The organism is Paenirhizobium cremeum, assembly GCF_047553425.1.
In the GTDB taxonomy this organism is placed as follows: Bacteria; Pseudomonadota; Alphaproteobacteria; order Rhizobiales; family Rhizobiaceae; genus Allorhizobium; species Allorhizobium cremeum.
In genome coordinates, this window is record NZ_CP180217.1 from 2,540,837 (window position 1) to 2,565,529 (window position 24,693).

The 24,693-nt window shown below is 62.0% G+C and carries 23 protein-coding genes; 11 read left to right on the forward strand and 12 right to left on the reverse strand.

Going from position 1 to position 24,693, the window contains the following annotated elements:
• Nucleotides 1-87: 87 nt before the first annotated feature.
• The gene (locus tag ACLBKR_RS12590; RefSeq protein ID WP_112828581.1) at nucleotides 88-438 is read right to left on the reverse strand and encodes a flagellar export protein FliJ; all 351 of its coding nucleotides are present in this window, start codon (nucleotides 436-438) and stop codon (nucleotides 88-90) included.
• Nucleotides 439-881: 443 nt separating this feature from the next.
• On the opposite strand from ACLBKR_RS12590, the gene ctrA reads away from it, so the two are divergent.
• Entirely contained in the window at nucleotides 882-1,583 is a 702-nt protein-coding gene (gene ctrA, locus ACLBKR_RS12595; RefSeq protein WP_112828582.1) for a response regulator transcription factor CtrA, read from the forward strand.
• 143 nt (nucleotides 1,584-1,726) lie between these two features.
• Here ctrA and gyrA read toward each other — a convergent pair whose 3' ends face one another.
• Nucleotides 1,727-4,534 (reverse strand): DNA gyrase subunit A, encoded by a 2,808-nt coding sequence (gyrA, locus tag ACLBKR_RS12600; protein WP_112828583.1) that lies wholly within the window; start codon nucleotides 4,532-4,534, stop codon nucleotides 1,727-1,729.
• A 188-nt stretch (nucleotides 4,535-4,722) separates the two neighbouring features.
• On the opposite strand from gyrA, the gene ACLBKR_RS12605 reads away from it, so the two are divergent.
• A complete protein-coding gene (locus tag ACLBKR_RS12605; protein WP_112828584.1) occupies nucleotides 4,723-5,349 on the forward strand; it encodes a MarC family protein in 627 nt (208 codons plus the stop codon).
• Nucleotides 5,350-5,357: 8 nt separating this feature from the next.
• Here the strand turns inward: ACLBKR_RS12605 and ACLBKR_RS12610 are convergent, their stop codons facing one another.
• Nucleotides 5,358-5,975, reverse strand: a complete 618-nt coding sequence (locus ACLBKR_RS12610; protein WP_280519919.1) for a TetR/AcrR family transcriptional regulator — start codon at nucleotides 5,973-5,975, stop codon at nucleotides 5,358-5,360.
• 236 nt (nucleotides 5,976-6,211) lie between these two features.
• Between ACLBKR_RS12610 and ACLBKR_RS12615 the strand changes: the two genes are divergently transcribed.
• Entirely contained in the window at nucleotides 6,212-7,168 is a 957-nt protein-coding gene (locus ACLBKR_RS12615; RefSeq protein WP_112828586.1) for a homocysteine S-methyltransferase family protein, read from the forward strand.
• A gap of 51 nt (nucleotides 7,169-7,219) precedes the next feature.
• Here the strand turns inward: ACLBKR_RS12615 and ACLBKR_RS12620 are convergent, their stop codons facing one another.
• Together ACLBKR_RS12620 and chpT are read right to left on the reverse strand one after the other, a co-directional pair.
• On the reverse strand, nucleotides 7,220-7,582 hold the full coding sequence (locus tag ACLBKR_RS12620) for a response regulator (protein ID WP_162708212.1): 363 nt from the start codon (nucleotides 7,580-7,582) through the stop codon (nucleotides 7,220-7,222).
• Between the two features lie 164 nt (nucleotides 7,583-7,746).
• On the reverse strand, nucleotides 7,747-8,391 hold the full coding sequence (chpT, locus tag ACLBKR_RS12625; protein ID WP_112828588.1) for a histidine phosphotransferase ChpT: 645 nt from the start codon (nucleotides 8,389-8,391) through the stop codon (nucleotides 7,747-7,749).
• A 191-nt stretch (nucleotides 8,392-8,582) separates the two neighbouring features.
• Here chpT and ACLBKR_RS12630 point away from each other — a divergent pair, with 191 nt between their 5' ends.
• Nucleotides 8,583-9,170, forward strand: a complete 588-nt coding sequence (locus tag ACLBKR_RS12630; protein ID WP_112828589.1) for a DUF1134 domain-containing protein — start codon at nucleotides 8,583-8,585, stop codon at nucleotides 9,168-9,170.
• 145 nt (nucleotides 9,171-9,315) lie between these two features.
• Nucleotides 9,316-10,518, forward strand: coding sequence for a hypothetical protein (locus ACLBKR_RS12635; RefSeq protein ID WP_113340605.1), 1,203 nt, complete (start codon nucleotides 9,316-9,318; stop codon nucleotides 10,516-10,518).
• A gap of 28 nt (nucleotides 10,519-10,546) precedes the next feature.
• Here the strand turns inward: ACLBKR_RS12635 and ACLBKR_RS12640 are convergent, their stop codons facing one another.
• Nucleotides 10,547-11,380, reverse strand: coding sequence for a TrmH family RNA methyltransferase (locus ACLBKR_RS12640; RefSeq protein ID WP_414899390.1), 834 nt, complete (start codon nucleotides 11,378-11,380; stop codon nucleotides 10,547-10,549).
• Between the two features lie 9 nt (nucleotides 11,381-11,389).
• The gene (locus ACLBKR_RS12645; protein WP_414899391.1) at nucleotides 11,390-11,779 is read right to left on the reverse strand and encodes a hypothetical protein; all 390 of its coding nucleotides are present in this window, start codon (nucleotides 11,777-11,779) and stop codon (nucleotides 11,390-11,392) included.
• Nucleotides 11,780-11,957: 178 nt separating this feature from the next.
• On the opposite strand from ACLBKR_RS12645, the gene ACLBKR_RS12650 reads away from it, so the two are divergent.
• On the forward strand, nucleotides 11,958-12,998 hold the full coding sequence (locus ACLBKR_RS12650) for an RluA family pseudouridine synthase (RefSeq protein WP_414899392.1): 1,041 nt from the start codon (nucleotides 11,958-11,960) through the stop codon (nucleotides 12,996-12,998).
• A 22-nt stretch (nucleotides 12,999-13,020) separates the two neighbouring features.
• On the opposite strand, the gene ACLBKR_RS12655 is transcribed toward ACLBKR_RS12650, so the two are convergent.
• Complete coding sequence (locus ACLBKR_RS12655) at nucleotides 13,021-13,893, reverse strand: DMT family transporter (protein WP_414899393.1); 873 nt, start codon at nucleotides 13,891-13,893, stop codon at nucleotides 13,021-13,023.
• A 154-nt stretch (nucleotides 13,894-14,047) separates the two neighbouring features.
• Between ACLBKR_RS12655 and ACLBKR_RS12660 the strand changes: the two genes are divergently transcribed.
• Entirely contained in the window at nucleotides 14,048-14,731 is a 684-nt protein-coding gene (locus tag ACLBKR_RS12660; RefSeq protein ID WP_414899394.1) for a helix-turn-helix transcriptional regulator, read from the forward strand.
• Nucleotides 14,732-14,899: 168 nt separating this feature from the next.
• Nucleotides 14,900-15,802 carry an RNA polymerase sigma factor RpoH gene (rpoH, locus tag ACLBKR_RS12665; protein WP_112828596.1) on the forward strand — a complete coding sequence of 301 codons (903 nt, stop codon included), beginning with the start codon at nucleotides 14,900-14,902 and terminating at the stop codon, nucleotides 15,800-15,802.
• Between the two features lie 85 nt (nucleotides 15,803-15,887).
• On the opposite strand, the gene ACLBKR_RS12670 is transcribed toward rpoH, so the two are convergent.
• Both ACLBKR_RS12670 and ACLBKR_RS12675 read right to left on the reverse strand, forming a co-directional pair.
• Nucleotides 15,888-18,263 (reverse strand): hypothetical protein, encoded by a 2,376-nt coding sequence (locus tag ACLBKR_RS12670; protein WP_414899395.1) that lies wholly within the window; start codon nucleotides 18,261-18,263, stop codon nucleotides 15,888-15,890.
• 61 nt (nucleotides 18,264-18,324) lie between these two features.
• Nucleotides 18,325-19,623 (reverse strand): adenylosuccinate synthase, encoded by a 1,299-nt coding sequence (locus ACLBKR_RS12675; RefSeq protein ID WP_414899396.1) that lies wholly within the window; start codon nucleotides 19,621-19,623, stop codon nucleotides 18,325-18,327.
• Between the two features lie 194 nt (nucleotides 19,624-19,817).
• Here ACLBKR_RS12675 and ACLBKR_RS12680 point away from each other — a divergent pair, with 194 nt between their 5' ends.
• Nucleotides 19,818-20,708, forward strand: coding sequence for a DMT family transporter (locus ACLBKR_RS12680; protein ID WP_112828599.1), 891 nt, complete (start codon nucleotides 19,818-19,820; stop codon nucleotides 20,706-20,708).
• 104 nt (nucleotides 20,709-20,812) lie between these two features.
• Here ACLBKR_RS12680 and ACLBKR_RS12685 read toward each other — a convergent pair whose 3' ends face one another.
• Complete coding sequence (locus ACLBKR_RS12685; RefSeq protein WP_113340611.1) at nucleotides 20,813-21,388, reverse strand: transglutaminase-like cysteine peptidase; 576 nt, start codon at nucleotides 21,386-21,388, stop codon at nucleotides 20,813-20,815.
• A 311-nt stretch (nucleotides 21,389-21,699) separates the two neighbouring features.
• Between ACLBKR_RS12685 and ACLBKR_RS12690 the strand changes: the two genes are divergently transcribed.
• Nucleotides 21,700-22,497 (forward strand): creatininase family protein, encoded by a 798-nt coding sequence (locus tag ACLBKR_RS12690; protein WP_414899397.1) that lies wholly within the window; start codon nucleotides 21,700-21,702, stop codon nucleotides 22,495-22,497.
• Here the strand turns inward: ACLBKR_RS12690 and ACLBKR_RS12695 are convergent.
• The gene (locus ACLBKR_RS12695) at nucleotides 22,485-23,477 is read right to left on the reverse strand and encodes a LysR family transcriptional regulator (RefSeq protein ID WP_112828803.1); all 993 of its coding nucleotides are present in this window, start codon (nucleotides 23,475-23,477) and stop codon (nucleotides 22,485-22,487) included. The two genes, ACLBKR_RS12690 and ACLBKR_RS12695, sit on opposite strands and share 13 nt — an antisense overlap.
• A gap of 182 nt (nucleotides 23,478-23,659) precedes the next feature.
• Between ACLBKR_RS12695 and ACLBKR_RS12700 the strand changes: the two genes are divergently transcribed.
• On the forward strand, nucleotides 23,660-24,676 hold the full coding sequence (locus ACLBKR_RS12700; protein WP_112828602.1) for an ABC transporter substrate-binding protein: 1,017 nt from the start codon (nucleotides 23,660-23,662) through the stop codon (nucleotides 24,674-24,676).
• Nucleotides 24,677-24,693 lie beyond the last annotated feature (17 nt).

Sequence of the window (24,693 nt, forward strand, 5' to 3'; positions counted from 1 at the left end):
TGTCGGAAAACGAAAACGGCCGGCAACGGTCGCGGATGACCCGCGCCGTTCCGACCGATCTCCTTCTCGATACGAATGCGGCTTGCCTTACGCCCGCGCCCGCATCTGGCCGTCCCGCTCTTCCAGAGCCGCAGCCTTTGCATATTCGGCCTCGGCTTCCTCAAGCGCGAGTTCCGCAGCCTCCTGCTGAACCCTGAGTTCTCGGATGGAAACCTGAAGGTTGTCCGCCCGCTGGCGCGCCGCCTTGGCAAATGTTGGATAGGCAAAATGACTTGGATCGCTGATCCCGGACTTCTTTTCCTCGATGGCGATCTGGCTTTCCAGCTCCTTCGCCATACGCTCGAATTCCGACATCATTGACTGCAACTGCTGCAACTGCCGACGCTTTTCTGTGACCTGAAATCCTTTCAGGCGCACTAGGCTCTCACGCGACTTCATACGCAATACTCCCGTGATGCGAGACCCCCCGCCACACATTTTAACAAATGCCTTTGCCGCCTTTTCGACGAATCATTCCCGAAAAAAAACGGCGGCGTTAACAAAAAACTACCGTTGGTAACCTTTCGTTTACGGGCATCGTTAATGATAAGGACGATCGTTTAAGGGTCAGTAAATGCCAGGGCCTAAAAAAGCTCATGACAATGATGAGTCAAATGAATCAGTTACGGGTATTTCCTGAAGTTCTGATTCAACAGTGGCGATGCCGGAAACTTGTGAAAAATCAGGAGACTGCAAAAAATGTTTAATGAATTCGATATTCCTTGCCAGAAGGAATCAGAATTTGTTAACCATTTGGTGGCAGCCTTCAAATCAGGCAACGACTGGATCCGTATCGCGTAGGGGGCCAACTCGACCTTTCGGCGGCGGTAAAGGGGATAATTATGCGGGTTCTACTCATTGAAGACGATAGCGCCACGGCGCAGAGCATCGAACTGATGCTCAAATCGGAAAGTTTCAACGTCTACACAACGGATCTCGGCGAAGAAGGTGTCGACCTCGGCAAGCTCTACGACTACGACATCATTCTGCTCGACCTGAACCTGCCCGACATGTCGGGCTACGAGGTACTGCGTACGCTGCGCCTGTCCAAGGTCAAGACGCCCATTCTCATTCTGTCCGGCATGGCCGGCATCGAGGACAAGGTTCGCGGTCTCGGCTTCGGCGCCGACGACTATATGACCAAGCCCTTCCATAAGGATGAACTGGTCGCACGCATCCACGCGATCGTTCGCCGTTCCAAGGGCCACGCCCAGTCGATCATCGTCACCGGCGAACTGATCGTGAACCTCGACGCCAAGACCGTCGAAGTGGGCGGCCAGCGCGTTCACCTCACCGGCAAGGAATACCAGATGCTGGAGCTTCTTTCGCTCCGCAAGGGTACGACGCTGACCAAGGAAATGTTCCTGAACCACCTCTATGGCGGCATGGACGAGCCGGAACTCAAGATCATCGACGTGTTCATCTGCAAGCTTCGCAAGAAGCTCGCAAACGCCGCAGGCGGCGCGAACTACATCGAGACCGTCTGGGGCCGCGGCTACGTGCTGCGCGAGCCCGATGGTGCGGAGTACATGGAAACGGCATAAGCCCTTCCCTACCCGCTGCCTATCCCCCAAAAATCCCGACCTGCCCTTTCCAGGGCAGGTTTTTTATTGTCCGGAAGTCAGAACACAAAAAAGCGGCGGTGCCGTCCCGCACCGCCGCTTTTCCCCTTTATTCTCCAGACTTCCTATTCTCCGGAAGCGTCGGGCGCGTCGGTGACGGCGTCCTGCTCTTCGCCAAGCGGCGCCTCTCCGTCCTCGTCGGATTCCGGTTCGGAGATCCGCTCGACGGAAACGACCTTCTCGTCCTTGGCGGTGGAGAAGATGGTAACGCCCTTGGTGGCGCGGCTCGCAATACGAATGCCGTCCACCGGCACACGGATAAGCTGCCCGCCATCGGACACCAGCATGATCTGGTCGTTGTCTTCTACCGGGAAGGCGGCGACCAGTTCGCCGATCTCGCCGGTTTTCGACGTATCGGTGGCGCGGATGCCCTTGCCGCCGCGACCGGAGATGCGGAAATCATAGGACGAAGACCGCTTGCCATAGCCCTTTTCGGAAACCGTCAGCACGAACTGTTCGCGTGCCTTGAGTTCCTGGTAGCGCTCCTCCTTCAGTTCGCCCTCTTCGGCGACCTCCTCGCCGACCAGCGCGATATCCTCTTCATCGACACCGCTGGCGCGACGCTCGGCGGCCGAGCGCTTCAGATAGGCGGCACGCTCCCATGGCTCTGCATCGACATGGCTGACAATGGTCATCGAGATGATGCGGTCACCATCGGCCAGCGAAATGCCGCGGACACCGATCGAATTGCGGCCCGCGAACACGCGGACTTCATCGACAGGGAAGCGGATCGCCTGACCAAGCGCGGTCGTCAGCAGGACGTCGTCACCGGGGATACCCAAATCATGGTTCGGCGCCGTGCAGGTCTCGACGGAGAGGATCTCATCACCCTCTTCCTCGAGCTTCATCGCGATCTTGCCGTTGCGGTTGACCTGAACGAAGTCGGACAGCTTGTTGCGGCGCACCGTTCCACGCGTGGTCGAGAACATCACGTCGAGATTGTCCCAGGTGCTCTCGTCCTCGGGCAGCGGCATGATGGTGGTGATGCGTTCGCCGGGCTCCAGCGGCAGCATGTTGATAAGGGCCTTGCCCCGCGATGTCGGCGTGCCGATCGGCAGACGCCAGACCTTCTCCTTGTAGACGATGCCGCGTGAGGAGAAGAACAGGACCGGCGTGTGGGTGTTTGCAACAAACAGCCGGGTCACGAAATCCTCGTCGCGGGTCGCCATGCCCGAGCGGCCCTTGCCGCCGCGGCGCTGCGCGCGGTAGGTGGTCAGCGGCACGCGCTTGATGTAGCCGAGATGCGAGACCGTCACCACCATGTCCTCGCGGGCGATCAGGTCCTCGTCGTCCATCTCCGGACCGCCATCGACGATCTGGGTGCGGCGCGGCGTGCCGAATTCGTCGCGAACGGCCGCAAGTTCCTCCTTGACGATGCTCTGGATGCGAAGGCGCGAAGACAGGATATCGAGATAATCCGTAATTTCCGCGCCGATCTTGTTGAGTTCCTCGTCGATTTCGTCGCGACCGAGGGCCGTCAGGCGGGCCAGACGCAGCTCGAGAATGGCGCGGGCCTGCTCTTCCGAGAGGTTATATGTATTGTCGTCGTTGATGCGGTGACGCGGATCGTCGATCAGGCGGATCAGCGCCTCGACGTCATGCGCCGGCCAGCGGCGCTCCATCAACTGTTCGCGCGCCGTCTGCGGATCGGGCGCACGGCGGATCAGATTGATGACCTCGTCGATATTGGCGACCGCAATCGCGAGACCGACCAAGACATGCGCACGGTCACGAGCCTTGCGCAGCAGGTATTTCGTTCGCCGGCTAACGACATCTTCGCGGAAGGCGACGAAGGCGCGCAGCATGTCGAGCAGCGAGAGCTGCTCGGGCTTGCCGCCGTTCAGCGCCACCATGTTGCAGCCGAAGGAGGTCTGCAGCGGGGTGTAGCGGTAAAGCTGGTTCAGGATGACATCTGCATTGGCATCGCGCTTGAGTTCGATAACGACACGATAGCCCTCCCGGTCGGACTCGTCGCGCAGGTCGGAGATGCCTTCGATGCGCTTGTCGCGCACCAGTTCGGCCATCTTCTCGATCATCGTCGCCTTGTTCACCTGATAGGGAATCTCGCTGATGATGATCTGCTCGCGATCGCCGCGCATCGGCTCGATGCGGGCAACACCGCGCATGATGACCGAACCGCGTCCCGTCTCATAGGCAGACTTGATGCCTGCACGTCCGAGGATCAGGGCGCCGGTCGGAAAGTCCGGCCCCGGAATGATCTGCATCAGTTCCGGCAGTTCGATCGCCGGATTGTCGATGACCGCAATACAGCCATCGACGACTTCCGAAAGGTTGTGCGGCGGTATGTTGGTCGCCATGCCGACGGCGATACCGCCCGCGCCATTGACGAGGAGGTTCGGGAACTTGGCGGGGACGACGACCGGCTCCTGCAGGGTGCCGTCATAGTTCTCGCGGAAATCGATGGTTTCCTTGTCGAGATCATCGAGAAGGGCGTGAGCCGCCTTCTCCAGACGGCATTCCGTATAACGCTGCGCGGCCGGCGGATCGCCGTCGACGGAGCCGAAATTGCCCTGGCCGTCGATCAGCGGCAGGCGGAGCGACCAGTCCTGCGCCATGCGGGCGAGCGCGTCATAGATGGCGGCGTCGCCGTGCGGATGGTATTTACCCATCACGTCGCCGGTAACGCGCGCCGATTTCACATATTTCTTGTTCCAGTCGATCCCCATCTCGCTCATGGAGAAGAGGATGCGCCGATGCACCGGCTTCAGTCCGTCTCGGACATCGGGAAGGGCGCGGCTCACGATTACGCTCATCGCGTAGTCGAGATACGACCGCTGCATTTCTTCCATGATGGAAATCGGCTCGATGCCTTGCGGGAACTTGCCGCCGCCGGGAGTGCTTTGCTCAGTCAAATCAGGTCACGATCTCTGTTCGGAATCACTTGGAAGTTTATAGCCGAAAGGGCGCCGCAGCGCCAATTTCACCCCGGGTTTTGAACAGTTTTTAAGGCGACGGAAAGGCAAAACGATCAAGAACTTGCCCTATCGCTTGCCAGTCGCCATCGCCTCACCCTAAAGTTTGCAAAAAAGGAGGACGAAGCATGGCAAACGCAGACGCTCTCGTGAGCGCCTTCACGACGCTGCTCGTCACTGTCGATCCGCCGGGGCTGGCTCCGCTTTTCCTCGGCCTTACCCAGGGGATGAGCGCGCCGCAGAGGCGACAGGTGGCGATTAGAGGCTCGGCGATTGCGTTCGGCATCCTTACCGTCTTCGCCCTCTTCGGCGCAAGCATCCTCGGAGCGCTCGGCATTTCCATGGGCGCCTTCCGCATTGCCGGCGGGCTGATGCTGTTTGCCATTGCCTTCGAGATGATCTTCGAGAAGCGGCAGGAGCGCAAGGAAAAGACCACCGACACCGCGATCACCAAGGATCACATCCACAATCTGGCGGTGTTTCCCCTGGCGATCCCGCTGATCGCCGGCCCCGGCGCCATCTCCGCCACCGTGCTGATCGGCGGAACGCTTGACGGCTGGATCGGCAGGCTTCAACTCATCAGCGTGATCGGCGTCGTACTGGCGCTGGTCCTGCTGTCGCTCGCGATCGCGCAACCGCTCAACCACTTCCTCGGCGTCACCGGTCGGGCGCTGCTGACCCGCCTGCTCGGAGTCCTGCTCGCCGCGCTTTCCGTCCAGTTCGTGGTCGACGGCGTGAAATCGGCGTTCGTTTGAAGCCGGTATCAGGTGCGGCCGAAGCTCGATCTGACAAGGGATCGGTAGGACAGGATCTGCCGTTCCAGGACCGCAGGATCGTGAAGCACCTTGGACATGATGATCGCACCGTCGATGATGCAGGACAGCATGACGGCCAAATCGGCGACCGTGATGCCCGGATTGAGCGGATGAACGGTTTCGATCTCCTCCAGATATGCCTGAAAACGCCCGTTCCAGGAGCGGACGGAATCGGCGCTTAGCTCCCTCACCTGCCGGTCGAAAAGGCGTTCCTGGTAGCAGACCGCGGAAACCAGGCAGCCCGGATGCACGCTCGGCAATTCGCGCATGAGTTCCGCCAAAAGTTTCAGGCCGATCAGGAACGCCTCGAGCGGGTCGTCGCTGAGCTGGCGACCACGTCCGAAAATATCGTCGAAGATCGCGTCGTTCTCCGCGACGTAGCGGCGCAACAGCGCATGCGCCAGTTCGTTCTTGTCACGGAAATGATAGAAGAATCCGCTCTTGGTCAGTCCGGCCTCGGCGATGATCTCCTCAATCGAGGTCGCAGCGAAGCCCTTGGACAGAACCGCGGCCTGCGCAATGTCCAGGATGCGTTCGCGCGTCGCAGCGCCCTTCTTGAGTTCCAGTCGTTCCACGAACTGTACCTGCGGTCTGGTTTTCCCTTCGACAATACCGGTCCACGCGCATGTCCGGGTCTTCACTTCCGTCGATAACATTTTGTATTAAAAAGATTTTTATAAGCCAAAGGAGCGCCGGTACCGCAAGTTCACTGGAAGGCGACATCCCGGATCTGCGACAAGAGGGCCCTCTTGCGGCTGCGCAAACGGCCGCTCGAGACCCAATCTAGCACCGGAGATTTCCAATGGCAAAATACAGGCAGAACCTACCTCAGTTGACCGGCGGCGACTTCCTCGCCGATGGCGGAATGGAAACCACGCTGGTTTTCCACCGGGGGCTCGACCTGCCCCACTTCGCGTCCTTCCCTCTCGTCGATTCCGAGAGCGGACGGGAAGAACTGGTCCGCTATCTCGAGCCCTACATCGCCCTTGCCCATCAACGTGGCGTCGGTTTCGTGCTCGACACGCCGACGTGGCGGGCGAACCCGGACTGGGGCTTGAAACTCGGTTACGACCTTGCCGCCCTCGATGGCCTCAACAGGCGTGCGGTCGACTTCGCCGAACAGTGCCGCGCCCGCTGGGAGACGCCCGGCACGCCGATCGTCATCAACGGCGTGATCGGCCCACGCGGCGACGCCTACAAGCCCGGCCGGTCCTCCGCGCTCGAAGCCATGGACTACCACGGCAGGCAGGTTCGGGCCTTTGCCGCCTCGACCGCGGACATGGTTTCCGCGATCACGATCAACACGGTGGAGGAAGCGACCGGCATCGCCTGGGCGGCGAAAGCGGCATCCATGCCCTGCGTCATCTCCTTCACCGTGGAAACCGATGGCCGGCTGATCGGCGGCACGACGCTGCGGGAGGCGATCGAACGGACGGACGAGGAGACCGGCGGGTCGCCCGTCTACTACATGGTCAATTGCGCTCATCCCACGCATTTCGAGGAGGCCCTCAAGGCCGGAGAAGCGTGGGTGTCGCGGATCGGCGGCATTCGTGCCAACGCCTCGACGAAGAGCCATGAGGAACTCGATGAATCGACGACGCTCGACCTCGGCGATCCACTGGATCTCGGCCGGCGCTACAGCGCTCTTCGCGCCGCATATCCCGCAATCCGGATTCTCGGCGGATGCTGCGGCACCGACCATCGCCACATCGCGGCGATCTGCGAAGCCTGCACGCCGTCTTCGAGCCTCGCCGCCTGAAAAAAAGCCCCGCGGAAGCGGGGCATCATTCGGGGAGGAGTGCTTCGGAGCTCAGGCCGCGATGGCCTTGTCGGTGAAGATCGTCGTCAGGATCTTGCGGTCGAAGGGCTTCAGCAGGAAATCGTTGGCGCCGGCGCGCTTGCCGGCCATCATCGTCTTCAGATCCGCTTCGATGACGCAGTAGTAAATCCGGACGCTCTTGCCTTCGGGCAGCGCCCGGATGTTGGCGATCAAATCCAGGGCGCCGTCCAGGCCGGCATCGATGATCGCGAAGTTCGGCAGTTCGGTTTCGCAGCGCAGCAGGGCATCACGGGCGGAAGCGGCTTCAGAGACGAGGAAGCCCAGTTCGGACAAGATCTTCTTGCCAACCTTGCGAACAACGTCCGAGCCATCCACGATCATCAAGCGCTGCATCATCTACTCCCTGCATCCCCGCTTGCTGCAGAGGGGATTTCGATCATGCAACCGAGCATAGGCGCTTTCAACTAAGGAAAGGTTACCGGAAGCCGCAGCCGGTCATCCCGATTTGGGACGGCCCGATTTGGGACGGGATGACCCCAATCACAAGAACCGCTGTTTCAGGCGGCGATTTCCGCGGTGAAGGCGATGTGGTCCTCGCTGACCACATGCTTCAGTTCCATGCCGCATTCCTCGGCGAGCAGCACGGTATAATAAGGTTGGATCGAATGGGCATCGATCGCCTCCTCGACTGTTCCGTTGCAGATTTCCGCGTATTTCGGCGGCACCCGCATCATCCGGCCCTTGACCACGATCTTGAACTTCGCGTCGTATTCGGGGTTTTCCAGGAAAACATCCAGCGAACCGCCGCGCGGGATCGCGCCATAGGCGACGAGGAAGAGGTTGAGCAGAAGCTTCACCCGGTTCTTCGCGATGATGGCGCGCGGGCCCTCCCAGCTGACTTCCGTCTTCTTTTCGGCGGCAGCGAAGTCCTTGGCGGCCTTTTCCGCCTCGCCGGTATCGATGGAAGCCCCGACCGAACCGGAAGCGCCAAAGGCAAGCCGGGCGAATTTCAGCCGCACCGAGGCGTTAAGCGCGCTGGCGCGAATGAGTTCCATCGCATCGGCATCGGCACCACCCTCGTCGAGCAATTCCAGGCCGTTGTTGATCGCTCCGACCGGAGAGATCACATCATGGCAGACCCGGCTGCACAGCAATGCCGCAAGATCGGGGCCGGCGAGAGTGAGGTTCGGGTTTTTCGGCATCGTCTCTCCTGAAGAACGCAATCCCGACGACGAAGACCGGATATGCCGAATCCCGGCACCCGGCGTGGTCGGATTTCTTTCGGCCATAATGACACCATATTTGGTAAACCGATTATTAAGACGATCCTTTCTAAATAGCCCTATATGCATTGGAGATGCCGATTGCATCGGATTTCGGACGGAGGACCCCTATGCGCCTTGTGAGACTTAGCGCCAACGCCGGCGGCAGGCTGCTGGCAGCCGCCCTCTTCGCCATTGCCGCGCTGGCCCTCGCTCCCCGGCCATCCCACGCCGCCGGCGAATACAGCGTTCAGGAAATCGTCGACGCGGGGCACGGCTTCTTCGGTGAAGCGAGCGGCGGACTGGCCAAGGTGATCGAAAAGGCCTTTCAGCAATACGGCCTTCCCAATGGCTATATTCTCGGCCAGGAGGGCTCCGGCGCCTTCGTCGCCGGCCTGACCTATGGCGAGGGCACCCTCTACACCAAGAACGCCGGCCAGCACGATGTCTTCTGGCAGGGCCCTTCCCTCGGCATCGATTACGGCGGCAACGGCACGCGCGCGATGATGCTGGTCTATGATCTGCCCTCGATCGAAAGCCTCTATGCCCGCTACGGCGGGGTCAGCGGCTCCGCCTATGTGGTAGCCGGCGTCGGGATGACCGTGCTCAAGAGCAGCAATGTGGTGCTCGTGCCGATCAGGACCGGTATCGGTGCGCGCCTTGGCGTCAATGTCGGCTATCTGAAACTCACGCGCCAACCCACCTGGAATCCTTTCTGACGATCAGGCCGTACGGCTCGCGCAAGCTTTCTGGATTTTTCTATGCATTGTGCATAGATTGCTTCGGCATGGATGCCCACTTGCTCCGACAGCCAGTGGGCGTCTATTGATTTCATATGTTCGACAAACCTGAAATGGCGCGCCCGTGATCGAATATGGCCTGCTCTTTGGACTGGGATTTATGGCGGCCGCTCTGGTCGTGATGCTGGTTGCGCCTGCCATTCACAGGCGCATCGTCCTCTACACGGAAAACCGCCTGAAGGCGACGATGCCGCTCAGCCCGCAGGAGATCCGCGCCCAGAAGGACATGGCCCGCGCCGTCTATGCGGCGGAGAATGCGCGCACGACCCAGGAACTCATCCGCGAACGGGAAAAGTCGATCGCGCTGAAGCTGTCGAACGAACAGCTTGGCCACGAGGCCGGTCGCCTGGTCGCCGAAAACCAGGACCTCCACGCGCAGATCAACGAGATGAGCGTGGAAGCCGCCGAATTCCGCTCCAGGCTGCGGCGCGCCGAACTCGAAGCCGACAATCTCAAGGAAGCCCTCAAGCGGACGGAGGAAAACATCGTCGCCAAGGGGCTTGAGATCGAGGCCCAGTCGAAGCGCATGCGACTGATGGCTTCCGAAATCGACAGCATGAAGATCGAGGCGTCGAGCCGCGAAACCGAGATCGAGAACATGAAGATGCGGATACAGACCCTGCGCGACGAGCGCGAGGAGCTGCGCCGCGAAACGAAGCTTCTTACCAAGCGGGCCAAGGATGCCGAAATGCGTCTCGCCCAGGAGGAGCACAAGCTTCTGCGGCTTGACGATCGCCTCGCCCGCCAGATGTCCGAAAATGTCGACAAGGACGCCACCATCGACCGCCGTCTCAAGGAGATCGCCCGCCTCAAGCAGAGCCTGAAGGCGGCAAACAGCCAGCTGCGACAGGTTGCCAAGACGCTGCGGGGAGCCAACCTTCCGGTGCCGGACTTCAAGGCGGTCGAGGCATTGGAGGAAGAACCGGTCGAGACTATTGCCGCATCGCCGGCAAGCGTCGCGCCGGAGATCGATATCGACCGGCTGGCGGAGGAATTGCGCCACCGCCACACGGCGCTCACCGAACGGCTGCTGAAGGCGAAATCGCCGGCGAACGACGACGCGCTGCGCGAGGAGATCGCCGACATCGCCGCCAAGATGATCGTCGTGACCGCCGCACGCGAAGGCGACGCTTCGCCCATCCCCGGCCTGTTGCGCAGCAAATCGGTCAAGGGCGGGAATGCCCATCCGAGCCTCGCTGAACGAGCGCTTGCCCTCGATCCCGGCCTCGCGGTCAAGACGCTCAGTCAACACCCGGCAGCGGAATAAGCCGGCATCGCGGCTCGACGCCGGTCGTTCAGGAAATCCGGCCCATGGCCCGGGCCATGGAATAAAGCGCAATGCCCGCCGCCGTTCCGACATTGAGGCTGTCGATATGGGGCGATTGCGCAATCCGTGCCGTCGCAAAGCGCGAAAGTATCGTGGCCGGCAACCCATCTCCCTCGGTTCCGACGACAAGCGCCATGCGGCCGGCGGCCGTAATGGCGTTCAATTCGGTCGCGCCGGCAGGGGAAAGCGCCCATATCGCAAAACCTGCCTCCGCCAGCGAGGCCAGCATGGCCTCGGACGATCCTCCGCGCGCATAAGGCGTCGTCAGCACCGAACCGACCGACACCCTGAGAGCCTTGCGATAGAGCGGATCGCAGCTCGTCTCGTCGAGCAGCACGGCATCGGCGGAAAATGCCGCGGCATTGCGGAACAGGGAACCGACATTGTCATGGTTGGAAATACCGCAGCCGACCAGCACCAGCGATGTCTCGGGCAGACGCGCGACGAGATCGGCCGGCGCCGCGACGGACAGCCGGCGTCCAAGCGCCAGCACGCCGCGATGCAGGTGAAAGCCGGCAATGGCGTCGAGCACCGGGGCATCCGCGACATAGACAGGGATATCCGCGGGAAAGGCAGCCAGGACATCGCCGACGCCATCCACACGGTTCTTCAGGAGCAGGATCTTTTCCGCCACGAAATCGCCCGCCGCGGCATGCGCCGCCGCCAGCATCCTGAGAACGACGGTGCCCTCCGCGATGAACCGTCCGGAGCGCCCCGTCAGATCCCGCTCGCGGATCTGCGAAAATTCCGCAATCCTGGGGTCCGCCGGGTCCTCGATGGCGATGAAGACGCGTTCCGACACGGAGAACCGTCAGTTTCCGGAGAGCGTGACGTCCGCGACGATGCGGCCGACCGCGATGTCGAAAACATAGGCCTTGCGCTCGCCGCTCGCCATCTCCCCGTAGAAGAGGATCTGGGTGCCGGAAAGCGAGGTGGACAGTACGCGGAAACCGGCAGGCAGCGCAGCCGTCGCAGCAACGGGCTGGTCGGCCGGGACCATGAGGCCGGAAGGAGTCGCGGCGGGCCTCTGCGTGCCGTCCGGACGTGTGACCTTGTAGACGATAGCCGCCAGCACCGCCATGAACATCAGGAGCATGATGCCGCCGGAGACGAGTTGCAGCTTCACCATCTTGCGGCGAACATTTTCCATCGCCGGATCGAGCGGCTTGTCTTCCTGTTCGTCGGGCTCGACATTTGCCATGGCGGGTATCCGGGTCCTTGTCGTTCGCAGGGCTCTTGCATTTTCCCTGCCGCGAACCTTTGTTCAGGGAAAACCGGCCATGAATTTCATGGCCGTCGATTGTGGATCGCATCGGTCTGTGCCAATTGGCAGCAAAACCTCTGCCGCAACGCCGGTGGTAGACACGCGGGATGACAGAATGAACGACCCCTTTAAACAAGCAGAGACGCCAAGAAAAGAGCTGATTGCCGGCGAAGATGCCGAAGGGCGGCTCGACGCCTGGCTGACGACGGCGCTATCGGGCGAATTTTCCCGCAATCGCATCAAGGCGCTGATCGAGCAAGGGGCAATCGCCGTCAACGGCGAAACCGTCACCGAACCGAAGCGCAAGATCAAGCCCGGCGACCGCCTCTCCGTCGTCCTGCCGGAACCGGAAGACCCGGAACCCAAAGGCGAGGATATTCCGCTCGACGTGCTCTACGAGGACGACGACCTGATCGTCATCGCAAAACCGGCGGGGCTGGTCGTCCATCCCGGCGCCGGCAACTGGACCGGCACGCTGGTCAATGCGCTGATCCACCATTGCGGCGACAGCCTGTCGGGTATCGGCGGCGTCAAGCGGCCGGGCATCGTGCACCGCCTCGACAAGGAGACCTCGGGCGTCATGGTGGTGGCCAAGAACGACGCGGCACACCGCCACCTCGCCGACCAGTTCGCCGACCATGGCCGCACCGGACCGCTGGAACGTGCCTACCAAGCTATCGTCTGGGGCAGGCCCCGCTCCCTTCACGGCACGATCGACGCGCCTCTAGGCCGCGCCGGCGACCGCACCAAGCGGACGGTCAAGCGCGAGGACAGCGATGACGCCCGCGAGGCCATCACGCACTACGAAGTGCTGGAACGTTACGGCGAGAAGCCGGACGCAACCTGTCTCGCCTCGCTGGTCGAATGCCGCCTGGAAACGGGACGCACACACCAGATCCGCGTCCATATGGCCCATATCGGCCATCCCCTTGTCGGCGATCCGGAATATGGCGCCGCCTTCAAGACCAAGGCGAACCTTCTGCCGGAGCCGGCGAAATCGATCGTCAACAATTTCCATCGACAGGCGCTGCACGCCTATCTTCTACAGTTCGAGCATCCGTCGACCGGCGAGACCATGCATTTCGAAGCGCCGGTCCCGGCCGACATGCAGGCGGTGATCGAGGCGCTTCAGGAGATCGAGGCACAGCGGTCCTGACCGGAAGGGCCTCTCCGCCGCTTCAGGCATTTTCCGCCCGCAGGCCCTGTCTCGCCGCCGCGGCAACATGCAGGCCGACGGCCGCAAGCACGATCGTTCCGCCGACCATGGTTGCGCCGGCGGGCACCTCCCCGGCGAACAGCCAGACCCAGAGCGGCGCCAGCGGCGCATCCATGGCGCCGATCAACGCCGCCTCCACGGGCGGCAGGAGGCGCGAGCCGACGATCAGCAGCACCACCCCGAGCGAAAAGCCGAAGATCGCGAAGAGCAGCACAACCAGCAGATCGTCGCCGGAAACGGCGAGCGGAACCGCAAAGGGTGCGGCGAAGGCAGCGCTCAGGACCGTAGACAACACGGAGCAGGCAAGCACCGGCTTGTCCGGATAGCGACGCACGAGAACGGTCCAGAGCGCGACGGTAACGGTCATCGCGAAAGCCAGAAGATCGCCGAAGATCGATCCCTCCCCTCCCTTGCCGATCATCAGCAACACGCCGGCGATGGCGCCTCCACTGGCGACGAGCGCGCCGCGACCGGGTCGCTCGCCGAGCAACAGGAAGCCGAGGCCGGCAGCGGCGAAAGGGCATGTCGCAAAGATGATGGCGACATGGGCGACAGTCGTCTCGTGCAGGGCGGCAATGAAGAACGAGGCGCTGACGGCCGATGCCACGCAGATGGCCAGACCGGAGAGCCCGAGCCGAGAGAAATCACCATAGGCGGCCCGCCCCCGGAGTACAATCAGGCAAAGGAGCAGGAAGGCGCCACTCATCACGCCCCGCCAGAACAGCAGCGTGGCGCTGTCCATGGCGATGAGGCGGGTCATCAGACCCGCCGTACTCAGCGCTATCGTCGCGAGGGAAACCGCGACAAGGCCGGTGACATAGGAAGACATGTTCATGGATGCCCTGCGGGTTGGAAAGAGCGGCAAGCTGTAGCAGATTGCTGCTGACAGCCTTTTGTCAGCAGCCTCTGTTGCGGCGGCCGGGCCAGTATGCGCTCATGGACGCGCAAAGGCGCCCCGGCTTGTCGAAGCGCGATTTTTGGGGGTAACCATGGTGCAGCCGAGCCGCATGTTCGACATCATCCAGATGCTGCGCACATCGCAGACGCCGCTCACCGCAGAGGCCATCGCCAAGCGACTGGAGGTGACGAAGCGCACCGTCTACCGCGACATCGCCGCCCTGCAGGCGTCCCGCGTGCCGATCGAGGGAGCAGCCGGAATCGGTTACGTCATGCGCCGCGGCTACGACCTGCCACCCCTCATGTTCTCCCCCGACGAGATCGAGGCGATCGCAGTCGGCCTCTCGCTCGTCTCGCGCACCGGCGACTGCAGCCTGGAGGCCGCCGGCCGCAGCGCCGCCGCCAAGATCGGCGAGGTCTTGCCCTGCGACATGGCCGGCATAGACGCGATGCCGCTCTACGTCTCCCGCTGGCACGACATCCCGGAGCCGACGGTCGACCTCGCGACGATGCGCCGCGCCATCCGCGAGGAGCGCAAGCTCCTGCTCACCTCTCGCGACGCGGAGAACCGGGAGACGGAAAGAACGATACGCCCGCTCGGCCTCGTCTATTATGTCGACGGCATCCATCTTGCGGCATGGTGCGAAATGCGGCAAGATTTCCGTCATTTCCGCCATGACAGGATCGAGTGCTGCCGCCTTCTGGAAGACGGTTTCCGCGACGGGAACACGCTCCGGAAGACATGGCGTGAGAACCGGAAACTGTTCGATTACTGAACGTTCCCGACATTACCAAAACGTAATGTCATAACGCTTCCGTGATCGCTTGAAACACCGTTTGGCCGCACTTATCTGTTACCTGGGTTTCTGTGGGGTTTTGGAAATCCACGGAGATCAGGCTTGCCCAGGGATGAAGGGGAGCCGCACTTGAAAAGGGGGTGCTTTATGGCCCGCAATACTTTGCCTACCATTACCGCCGGCGAAGCCGGTCTCAATCGCTATCTCGATGAAATCCGCAAGTTCCCGATGCTGGAACCGCAGGAAGAATATATGCTCGCGAAGCGCTATACCGAACATGGCGACCGCGATGCAGCCCACAAGCTCGTCACCAGCCACCTGCGCCTGGTCGCCAAGATCGCCATGGGTTATCGCGGCTACGGCCTGCCGATCGGCGAAGTCGTGTCCGAAGGCAATGTCGGCCTGATGCAGGCTGTCAAGAAATTCGATCCGGAACGCGGTTTCCGTCTGGCGACCTATGCCATGTGGTGGATCAAGGCCTCGATCCAGGAATATATCCTGCGCTCATGGTCGCTCGTGAAGATGGGCACCACCGCCAACCAGAAGCGGCTGTTCTTCAACCTTCGCCGTCTGAAGGGCAAGATCCAGGCGATCGAGGAAGGCGACCTGAAGCCCGAGCAGGTGGCCGAGATCGCCACCAAGCTGAACGTTTCGGAAGAAGAAGTCGTCTCGATGAACCGGCGCCTGTCCGGCGACGCTTCGCTGAACGCCCCGATTCGCGCCACGGAAGGTGAATCCGGCCAATGGCAGGATTGGCTGGTGGACGATCACGACAGCCAGGAAGACGTGCTGATCGAACAGGACGAACTCGAAACGCGCCGCCGGATGCTGGCCCGCGCCATGAGCGTTCTCAACGACCGTGAGCGTCGCATCTTCGAGGCCCGCCGCCTTGCTGAAGATCCGGTCACGCTGGAAGAGCTTTCGGCCGAATTCGACATCAGCCGCGAGCGCGTCCGCCAGATCGAAGTCCGCGCCTTCGAAAAGGTGCAGGAAGCCGTCCAGAAGGAGGCGCTGGAACGCGCCTCCCAGCTCAGGGTGGTCGAAGCCTGACCGCCTGACGGAAATTGGATGATACAAAAAACCCGGGACTGCGAGGAACCCGGGTTTTTCATTGCCGCAAGACCTGCGGATCTCGTCAGTTGCCGGCCGATCCCAGCGCCGCCCATTCCTTCAGCACCGCGTCGAAGACGGCGGCTCCGGCAGCACCCTTGTCGAGCGTCAGCAGCGCCCGGCGACCGTTGCGGTAGGTGATCGGCATGTCGATCCAGCCGCGCGTGGACAGAAGGTCCAGGTTGCGCTTGATGACATCCTCAAAGTCGTTGAGGGCCACGAGATAGGTGTCTTCCGTCACCTGTGCCGAAACCGCGACCAGCGGGTCGCCGCGATCCTGCTCCGTGCGCTTCATCGCGATTCGCTGAAGGTTGTCGACGGCACCGCCTTCGAAATCAGGCGGTATGGAGAAAACGACCTCGATGATGTGGCTTGCCGGCAGCGAGTTGTCGGTATTGCGCTTGATGGTCATCAGCACCGTCATGCCGCGTTCCGGAATGGCGATCTTGCCCTGGATCTCCGGATTGGGCTTGCCGTCCTCGCCGGTCTCGCGCACCGCGGTCCAGGCGACTGTCCCCGTCACCGCAACAGGCGATGTCTGCCCGAGCTTCTCCTCGTAGAGGAATGCCTTTTCACCCGCAGCCGTGGCGGCGGTGGCGCCGGCTGCCGGAGGGGTCGCGGTCGCCGGCGCTGCGGGAGCGCCCGCATTGGTGCCGACCGGCGGCTGGTCGGTCGGCTCGACGGTCGAAGCGACATTCTGCTCGGAAACAGAGCGGCCTTCAGTGCCGGTGCCCGTCGCCGCAGCCGTTCCGGCGCCCTCGTCGACCTCGGACCCGTTGGCCAGCAGACGCTGGGTGAATTTCCGGCCCTGAACGGCCCCTTCTTCCGGCGGCTTTGCCTCGGGAGCGGCGGCGTCATCGGTCGCCGGTGCCGCATCCGCCGGCTGCTCAACCTGGTCCGTCGCCGGCTTCTCGGCGATGAAGGGTGGTTCGGAACCGGTCAGGCCGCTCACGAACTCCGCCATGGAGGCGCGATAGGTCCATGCGGCGAAACCGCCGCCGGCCAGAAGCAGAATGCCGAGCCCACCGAGCACGATCGGGGCGAAATTTCGCCGCGGCTTCGTCTCCTTGCGATAGGCCGATTGCTGCGCGCTTTCCAGGAAGGCATCGACCTCTTCGTCGGGGGAGGCAGAAGTCGCGGCAGCGGCCGCCATCGGCGCGCCCGGCCTTCCTCCATTGCCATTGCCCGGAGCCGGCAGCGGCTCCTTGGACTTCAGGTCGCCGACATCGGCAAACCAGTCCGAAAATGCGTCAGCCTGCTTCGGGGTGCCGGCGGCTGCATTCGATTCGGGCACCGCCGGAGAACGATATTCATCGACATTCCATTCGAGAAGGTCCGGAACCTCCGTCGAAACGGGCTCGGCGCGGCCGGCGGAAGCGAGACTGCCGAAATCATGGTCCCGGCGCGGCTCCGACGCGGCCGGAGCCGGCTCCTGCCGTTGGACAGCCGGCACGACGTCTTCGGCCGGTGCCGGGTGAGGCGTCGTATCCTCCGGGAAATCCCAAGGCTCGTAGGCGACGGGCTCGGAAACCGGCGCAGGCTTCGCGGTGAAATCGGAGCGGGCCGGCGAAAGCCATTCCTCGGCCTCCTCCGTCAGGGGGGCGGTCTCCCTGGCCGGATGAGCCGGCTCGATCGGCTCCTCTTCCTGGCGAAGACGCGGCTCCTCGTCCCAGACGGGGAAAGGTGTCACGGCATGGGGCGCCTCGGCCGGCGCCGGTTCGGCCTCCGGCAAGGCGGGCTCGACAGCCTCCGGCTCGCGGGCTGCGACGACAGGCGGATAGGAAGGCGCTTCCGGCTCGGCGTCCTGCCAGGGGTCTTCGACCTCTTCGTATTCCACCGACGGAGCGGCGCGAGCAGGCTCGACATATTCTTCTTCGTGCGCGCGATAAGTCTCGTCGGCGGCAGCCGCGACCGGCTCCTCGGCCCATGCGACCTGCGTGGACGCAGGAGTTACGGGAGCAACATGAGACTCGTCTTCGTGTTCGGGGCGAGCAGCCTCTTCAGGCTCTGCCGCTTCTTCCGGTTCCGGCTCGTAGGCCTGCTCCGGCTCATGAACCGGTTCAGGCTCTTCCACGGCCTCATAGGCAGGCGCCTGCCGGGACTCGGAAACACCGGGAACGTGATCCTCCCAGGATGCTTCGGCAAGCGTAGCGGGAGCCTCTTCGGGAAGTTCCTCTACTTCCGGAAGTGCTTCCGCATGCTCGGCCTCGACTTCGTTGATGGCGGCCTCGAGCTTGTCGAGTTGACGGCGCAGCATCTCCTCCGGCGGGCGCGGCGACATGTTCTCGAGCTGCCGCATGACGGCACTGCGAGCCTTGTCATAGACCTTCGCACGCATCTCGGGTGTATTGTTCGACAGCCCATCCACGGCCCGCCGAATAACTGCGATAAAGTCGGCCATCAGTACTTTCTCTTGGTCGCCGGACCGATTCCGACAGACAAAACGTTAACGATTTCTACCATTAATCCTCAAACGGGTCGGTCACAAGTATGGTGTCGTCGCGCTCCGGGCTGGTGGAAAGAAGTGCGACCGGCGCACCGATCAGCTCCTCCACCTGCCGGACATACTTGATCGCCTGCGCCGGCAGGTCCGCCCATTTGCGCGCACCGACGGTCGACTGCTGCCAGCCTTCGAGCGTGATATAGATCGGCTCGACGCGGGCCTGTGCGGCCTGGGATGCCGGAAGATAGTCGATCTCCTGCCCGTCCAGCCTGTAACCGACGCAGATCTTGAGTTCGTCGAGGCCATCGAGCACGTCGAGCTTCGTAAGAGCAATGCCGGTAATGCCGTTGGTGGCGACCGACTGGCGAACCAGTGCCGCGTCGAACCAGCCGCAACGGCGCTTGCGCCCCGTGACCGTACCGAATTCATGGCCGCGCTCGCCGAGGAACTGGCCGATCTCATCCGTCAGTTCGGTCGGGAACGGGCCTTCACCGACGCGGGTCGTATAGGCCTTGGTGATGCCGAGGATATAACCGAGCGAGCCCGGCCCCATGCCCGAACCGGCGGCAGCCTGTCCTGCGACGGTGTTGGACGACGTCACGAACGGATAAGTGCCGTGGTCGATGTCGAGCAGCGATCCCTGGGCGCCCTCGAACAGGATACGCGAGCCCTTGCGACGTTCCTTGTCGAGCAACTGCCAAACGGTATCCATGAAAGGCAGCACGCGGTCGGCGATGGAGGTCAGTTCCTCCATGATCGTCTTGTGCTCGACTTCGGCCGCGCCGAAGCCGCGACGAAGCGCGTTGTGATGCGACAGCAGGCGGTCGACCTTGCCTTCGAGGGCGGTAACGTCGGCAAGCTCCATCAGGCGGATCGCGCGACGGCCGACCTTGTCTTCATAGGCAGGGCCGATGCCGCGGCGCGTCGTGCCGATCTTGGTGCCGCTGTTGGAGGCGGCGTCCTCGCGCATGCCGTCCAGTTCGCGGTGAAGGGAAAGAATGAGGGTGGCGTTTTCCGCGATTCGCAGGTTGTCCGGGGTCACCGACACGCCCTGTGCCTTGAGGCGCTCGATTTCGGCCAGGAGTGCGTGGGGATCGACGACGACGCCGTTGCCGATCACGGCCATCTTGCCGGGCCGCACGACGCCGGAAGGCAGCAGCGACAGCTTGTAGCTGACACCGTCGATGACCAGCGTATGCCCGGCATTGTGTCCGCCCTGGAAGCGCACGACGATATCGGCCCGCTCGGAAAGCCAGTCGACGATCTTGCCTTTACCTTCGTCTCCCCACTGCGACCCTACAACCACGACATTCGTCATTTCCAAATCCTGTTCATTGCGCAGCACCTGCGCCTAACCCAAACCCGCGCATCTATACTGTGTTGTTTTTGGGAAATCGACCTGTTTGTGACCAGCAATTTGGCTTTTTGCGTGACATGGCGCCTCCCGTCGCCTATCCAAACGGCAAATTGCCGTAAAGCACATCCCTTCCCTTATACCATCTGGTGTTGCAGTTGCTTCTTCGAGCCTATTTTTTCCTCACCGTCGCGACGCTTCTCTGGGGCGGCAACACCATGGTCGGCAAGCTTGCCGTCGGCCATGTCAGCCCCATGATGCTGAACTTCTCACGCTGGCTGATTGCCGTCCTTGTCATTTGCGCCATCTCCGTGCCGCAGATCAGAAAGGACTGGCCGCTGCTGCGCAAGAACTGGCTGCTGCTGCTCGCCTATGGCGCGATCGGCTACACGGCCTTCAACGGCTTTCTCTATACCGCCCTCAAATATACCAGCGCCGTCAACGGCGCGATCGAGCAGGGCGGCATTCCGGTCCTGATCTTCATCCTCAACTTCGTGCTCTTCCGCATCCCGGTCTCGCCGGTGCAGATCATCGGCTTCGCCATCAGCTTTGCCGGCGTTGCCCTGACGGCAAGCCACGGCGATCCGATGTCGCTGCTCCACCTCACCCTGAACTACGGTGACGGACTGATGCTGCTCGCCGTGCTCGCCTATGCGATCTACACCATCGCGCTGCGCTGGAAGCCGCCGGTGCACTGGAAGAGCCTGATGGCCGGCCCGGCGCTCGGGGCAGCGCTGACCGCCCTGCCGCTGGTCTTCTGGGAACGCGCGAACGGTGGAATGATCCTGCCCGATGCAACAGGATGGGCGATCATCGCCTATGCCGGCCTGCTGCCGTCGCTGGTCTCGCAGATCTTCTATATCAAGGGTGTCGAAGGTATCGGCGCCAACCGGGCCGGCCTCTTCATCAATCTGGTGCCGGTGTTCGGAACGCTTCTTTCGCTCTTCCTGCTCGGCGAGGCGCTTCAGCCTTTCCATGTCCTAGCACTCGCCCTCGTCCTCGGCGGTATCGCCATCGCCGAATGGGGCAAGCCGCTGAACAAGACCTGACACAAAGGAAAAGGCCCTGACGGTGGTTCACACCATCAGGGCAAATCGGCAGTACAGACAGAAACATTCAGCCGGACGGAAAACTCTCCGCCCCGAAGAATTCCTTAAAGCCCCATCGGGCGAATGCTTGCGGTCGGGATCTCGACGCGCTTCCACTTCTTGATCGCGTTCGAGCGGTCGTCGAGCGCGTAGTCGCCCTTGTTGGTGGTGACCACGAGAACCACCCGGCGCTCGCCGTCGGCCGTGCGGCCGGTGGCAATCGTCAGCGCCTCCGGCGACCAGCCCATGGCGATCAGCATCGCGCGCTTGGCGCCGGCAAGATCGGAACCGAAGTTTACCGGGCTGGAAATCTTCAGAACGTCGCGGCGACCGAACGAAAAGAAGTCGTTGATAAGCCGGACCGAGGCGTTCACCGTGGCGTTGACACGTTTCAGCTGGCTTTCGCGATACGAGGTGAGGACGAACGTGTAGGGGCGCTCAATAGCAAGGCAGTCCTCCTGTGCATCGGCGCAGAGCTTCGCGTCGCTAGACGCAACCCGTTCGCCGGAAATGACGAGACGCATCGTCGGCGCATCGGTGAGATTGCGGGCGAAACCGCCAGGCCCGAAAGCATGGGCCGGATCGGACAGGACGAATGCCGTCGCCGCGACGACGGCGGTTGCGAGAAGTTTCTTCAGCATATCCTCAGGTCCCCGTTCAGAACTCTTTCTTTTGACGGCGCCGGAACAGTTCCTCCGGCTTCCTTGTGTCTCGAACCTACACGGGGTGTTTTTCGGTGCGCTTAAACAGATGCCGACAATTTTAGCGAATAGCGTCTTTTTCTCGAATCGATACACGCATGCTTCCTGCGGCAGGCGGGACCGGTTAGCGCCGTTCCGCCCGAAATGTCTCTGCGCGACCTTTAAGGCATCAGCCTGCACGCAATATGATGCTTTTCTCAGCCCGCGTTATTTCCTAAGCGAATAGGCAAGGAAACAGCGAGGATGCGGACATGGCCAGGCCATTTTTCTGGAACGAACTGAACACGGGCGATTTCGCCGGCCTCAATCCGGAAAAGACCATCGCCATCCTGCCGATCGCATCGACGGAGCAGCACGGTCCCCACCTGCCGATTGCCACCGATGTCGCCATTGCCAACGGCATGCTCGCCGAGCTTCGCAACCAGCGGCCCGACGATCTCGATTTCCTCGTTCTGCCGACCCAGGAAATCGGCAAGGCAAACGAACATGTCTACGGTCCAGGCACCCTGTCCTTCGGTCCCGAAATCCTCATTCCCGCCTGGACCGCGATCGGCGCCAAGGTCGCCGAAGCCGGCATCCGCAAGATGGTGATCGTCAATTCCCACGGCGGCAATGTCGACGTCATGAGCATCGTCGCCCGCGAGCTGCGCGTCCGCCACAAGATGGCGGTCGTCTCCACCCAGTGGGGCCGCTTCGGCAATCCGGAAGGCATGATCTCCGAGCATGAAAGCCGATACGGCATTCACGGCGGCGAGGTCGAGACCTCCCTGATGCTTTACTTCCGGCCCGATCTCGTTCGCATGGAAAAGGCGAAAAACTTCGTCTCCCGGGCCGAGGAAATGCGTGCCAACTCGAAATTCCTGACGCCGCTGCCGCCCCATTCGCTGGCATGGATCGCCCACGACCTGAACCCGAACGGCGTCGTCGGCGATGCCTCCAAGGGCACGGCCGAAAAGGGCGAACTCATCTGCAAGCATCAGGTAGAAGGCTTCGTCGAGCTTCTGCGCGACCTCGCCGCCTACCCGCTTTCCAACCTCTATTCGCGCTGATCCCGGTCATCCGGCGCATCGGCTGCGCGATCTGCCGCCTTTTCACCCGCCGGCAGATGCCCTTTGGAGCGCAGTTCCTGGATCAGCAGAAGCAGCTCCTGCATCAGATATTCGACGAAAAGGCTGGTCGCCGCATCGAGCGGCGCCCTCGCCCGGGCAAAAAGCCGCATCGGCTGATGTCTGACATGCGGCTCGAAAAGCGGCCGGAACACCAGTTCGCCGGCCCGGCATTCGCTGATGACGTCGAGCGGATTGAGCAGCGTCAGCCCCGTGCCGCACTTTACCAGCTGCTTGATGAGCTCCGACGAGTTGGTCTCCAGCAGCGGCTCGACCGGCAGCGGCAGCGGCGACAGCGCGAGGTCTATGATATTGCGCAGGCTGGTTCCCGATTGCGCCAGCACCAGCTTTTCCTGCACCACGTCGACCAGATCGATCGGCCCCTCCTCCTGTGCGAGCGGATGGGAAGGCGGCAGCACGACACCAACGGGCACATCGAAATTGGCCAGCGTCCGGATGCCCGGCGTCGCCGGAATATTGAAGCCGAGACCGATATCCACTTCCCCCGTCAGAACCGGATTGACGGTCGTGGAGCCGCTGTCGTTCCTGAGCTTGATGCGCACGCGCGGATGGCTCTCGAGAAAACGGGCAAGGATCGGCGGCAGCGGACCGGAGGCAAGCCCCACCGTCGTCACCAGCGTCACCTTGCCGGCCTGGGGCATCTTCAGTCCGCGAATGCGGGTCTCCAGGCGCTCGTAGTTCTTGAGCACATCCCGGATGTGCTCGACGCAAAGCTCTCCCGCGGCCGTCAGCCGCAAGCCCCTCGGCAGGCGCTCGAAAATCGGCGCGCCGAGCTCTTCCTCCAGCGCCAGGATCTGGCGATTGACCGCCGATGAGGCCACATTCAGCCGCGCAGCCGCCTTGCGGATGGAACCGCAGCGGACGATTTCGTTGATGTAGAGAAGTTTTCGGGAATGCAGCACCGGCCCACCATTGCGCAAAATTTATTCAGAAAGCATTATTTGTGCAGCCGCCCCTGATGCAGTGCAAAAAAGGCATCAATGCGGACGAATTTTGATGCTTTTCAAAGAGCAACGCAATCGCTCAAATGTCAAAAACGGCCAGTCTCACGATGCCGCAAGGTTTAACAGGGGAACTCATAAATATGCATAGCTCTTTGAAACTGAAGGCTCTCGCACTTTCTCTTAGCCTCTCCGCGGCGTTTTCGCTGGCCGGCCAGGCTTATGCACTGGACGAGGTCAGCTACGGCACCAACTGGCTCGCCCAGGCCGAGCACGGCGGCTTCTACCAGGCGGTCGCGGACGGCACCTATGAGAAATACGGCCTCAAGGTCACCATCGTCCAGGGCGGCCCCCAGGCCGCCAACCGGGCGCTGCTGATCGCCGGCAAGGTCGAATTCTACATGGGCGGCCAGCTGCAGGGCCTGGACGCGGTCAAGGAGGGCGTTCCGCTGGTCGACGTGGCGTCCATCTTCCAGAAGGACCCGCAGATGCTGATGGCCCATCCCGACCAGGGCATCGAGACCTTCGCCGATCTCGCCAAGCTCGACACGCTGTTCATGGGCAAGGACGGCTACATCACCTATTACGAGTGGATGAAGAAGAATTTCAAGGGCTTCACCGACGAGAAATACAAGCCCTACACCTTCAACCCGGCCCCCTTCATCGCCGACCCGAAATCCGGACAGCAGGGCTACCTGACCTCCGAGCCCTACGAGGTGGAGAAGCAGGCCGGCTGGACGCCGAAGGTCTTCCTGCTCGCCGACAATGGCTACTCGCCCTATTCGACGATGATTACCACCAGCGCCGAACTGGTCGAGAAGAACCCGGATCTCGTGCAGCGCTTCGTCGATGCTTCGATCGAGGGCTGGTACAACTACCTCTACGGCGATAACAAGGCCGCCAATGACCTGATTAAGAAGGACAATCCGGAAATGACGGATGGTCAGATCGCCTATTCCATAGAGAAGATGAAGGAATACGGCATCGTCGAATCCGCCGAGGCGCTCGACAAGGGCATCGGCTGCATGACGGATGAAAAATACAAGGCATTCTTCGACGCCATGGTCCAGATCGGTGTCGAGCCGGCCGACCTCGACTACAAGAAGGCCTATACGACGAAGTTCGTCTGCAAGGGCGTGGGCATGGCGTTGAAGAAGTGATCTCCCATCTACCTCTT

Bases quoted from the DNA above. Each gene is read 5' to 3' on its own strand.
- ACLBKR_RS12630 (WP_112828589.1), top strand. From the start codon at position 8,583: ATGCGCCTTGTGAGACTTAGCGCCAACGCCGGCGGCAGGCTGCTGGCA.
- ACLBKR_RS12615 (WP_112828586.1), top strand. From the start codon at position 6,212: ATGGCAAAATACAGGCAGAACCTACCTCAGTTGACCGGCGGCGACTTC.
- ACLBKR_RS12605 (WP_112828584.1), top strand. From the start codon at position 4,723: ATGGCAAACGCAGACGCTCTCGTGAGCGCCTTCACGACGCTGCTCGTC.
- ctrA (WP_112828582.1), top strand. From the start codon at position 882: ATGCGGGTTCTACTCATTGAAGACGATAGCGCCACGGCGCAGAGCATC.
- rpoH (WP_112828596.1), top strand. From the start codon at position 14,900: ATGGCCCGCAATACTTTGCCTACCATTACCGCCGGCGAAGCCGGTCTC.
- ACLBKR_RS12670 (WP_414899395.1), bottom strand. From the start codon at position 18,263: ATGGCCGACTTTATCGCAGTTATTCGGCGGGCCGTGGATGGGCTGTCG.
- ACLBKR_RS12685 (WP_113340611.1), bottom strand. From the start codon at position 21,388: ATGCTGAAGAAACTTCTCGCAACCGCCGTCGTCGCGGCGACGGCATTC.
- chpT (WP_112828588.1), bottom strand. From the start codon at position 8,391: ATGCCGAAAAACCCGAACCTCACTCTCGCCGGCCCCGATCTTGCGGCA.
- ACLBKR_RS12620 (WP_162708212.1), bottom strand. From the start codon at position 7,582: ATGCAGCGCTTGATGATCGTGGATGGCTCGGACGTTGTTCGCAAGGTT.
- ACLBKR_RS12690 (WP_414899397.1), top strand. From the start codon at position 21,700: ATGGCCAGGCCATTTTTCTGGAACGAACTGAACACGGGCGATTTCGCC.
- ACLBKR_RS12700 (WP_112828602.1), top strand. From the start codon at position 23,660: ATGCATAGCTCTTTGAAACTGAAGGCTCTCGCACTTTCTCTTAGCCTC.
- ACLBKR_RS12650 (WP_414899392.1), top strand. From the start codon at position 11,958: ATGAACGACCCCTTTAAACAAGCAGAGACGCCAAGAAAAGAGCTGATT.
- ACLBKR_RS12655 (WP_414899393.1), bottom strand. From the start codon at position 13,893: ATGAACATGTCTTCCTATGTCACCGGCCTTGTCGCGGTTTCCCTCGCG.
- ACLBKR_RS12590 (WP_112828581.1), bottom strand. From the start codon at position 438: ATGAAGTCGCGTGAGAGCCTAGTGCGCCTGAAAGGATTTCAGGTCACA.
- ACLBKR_RS12645 (WP_414899391.1), bottom strand. From the start codon at position 11,779: ATGGCAAATGTCGAGCCCGACGAACAGGAAGACAAGCCGCTCGATCCG.
- ACLBKR_RS12675 (WP_414899396.1), bottom strand. From the start codon at position 19,623: ATGACGAATGTCGTGGTTGTAGGGTCGCAGTGGGGAGACGAAGGTAAA.
- ACLBKR_RS12660 (WP_414899394.1), top strand. From the start codon at position 14,048: ATGGTGCAGCCGAGCCGCATGTTCGACATCATCCAGATGCTGCGCACA.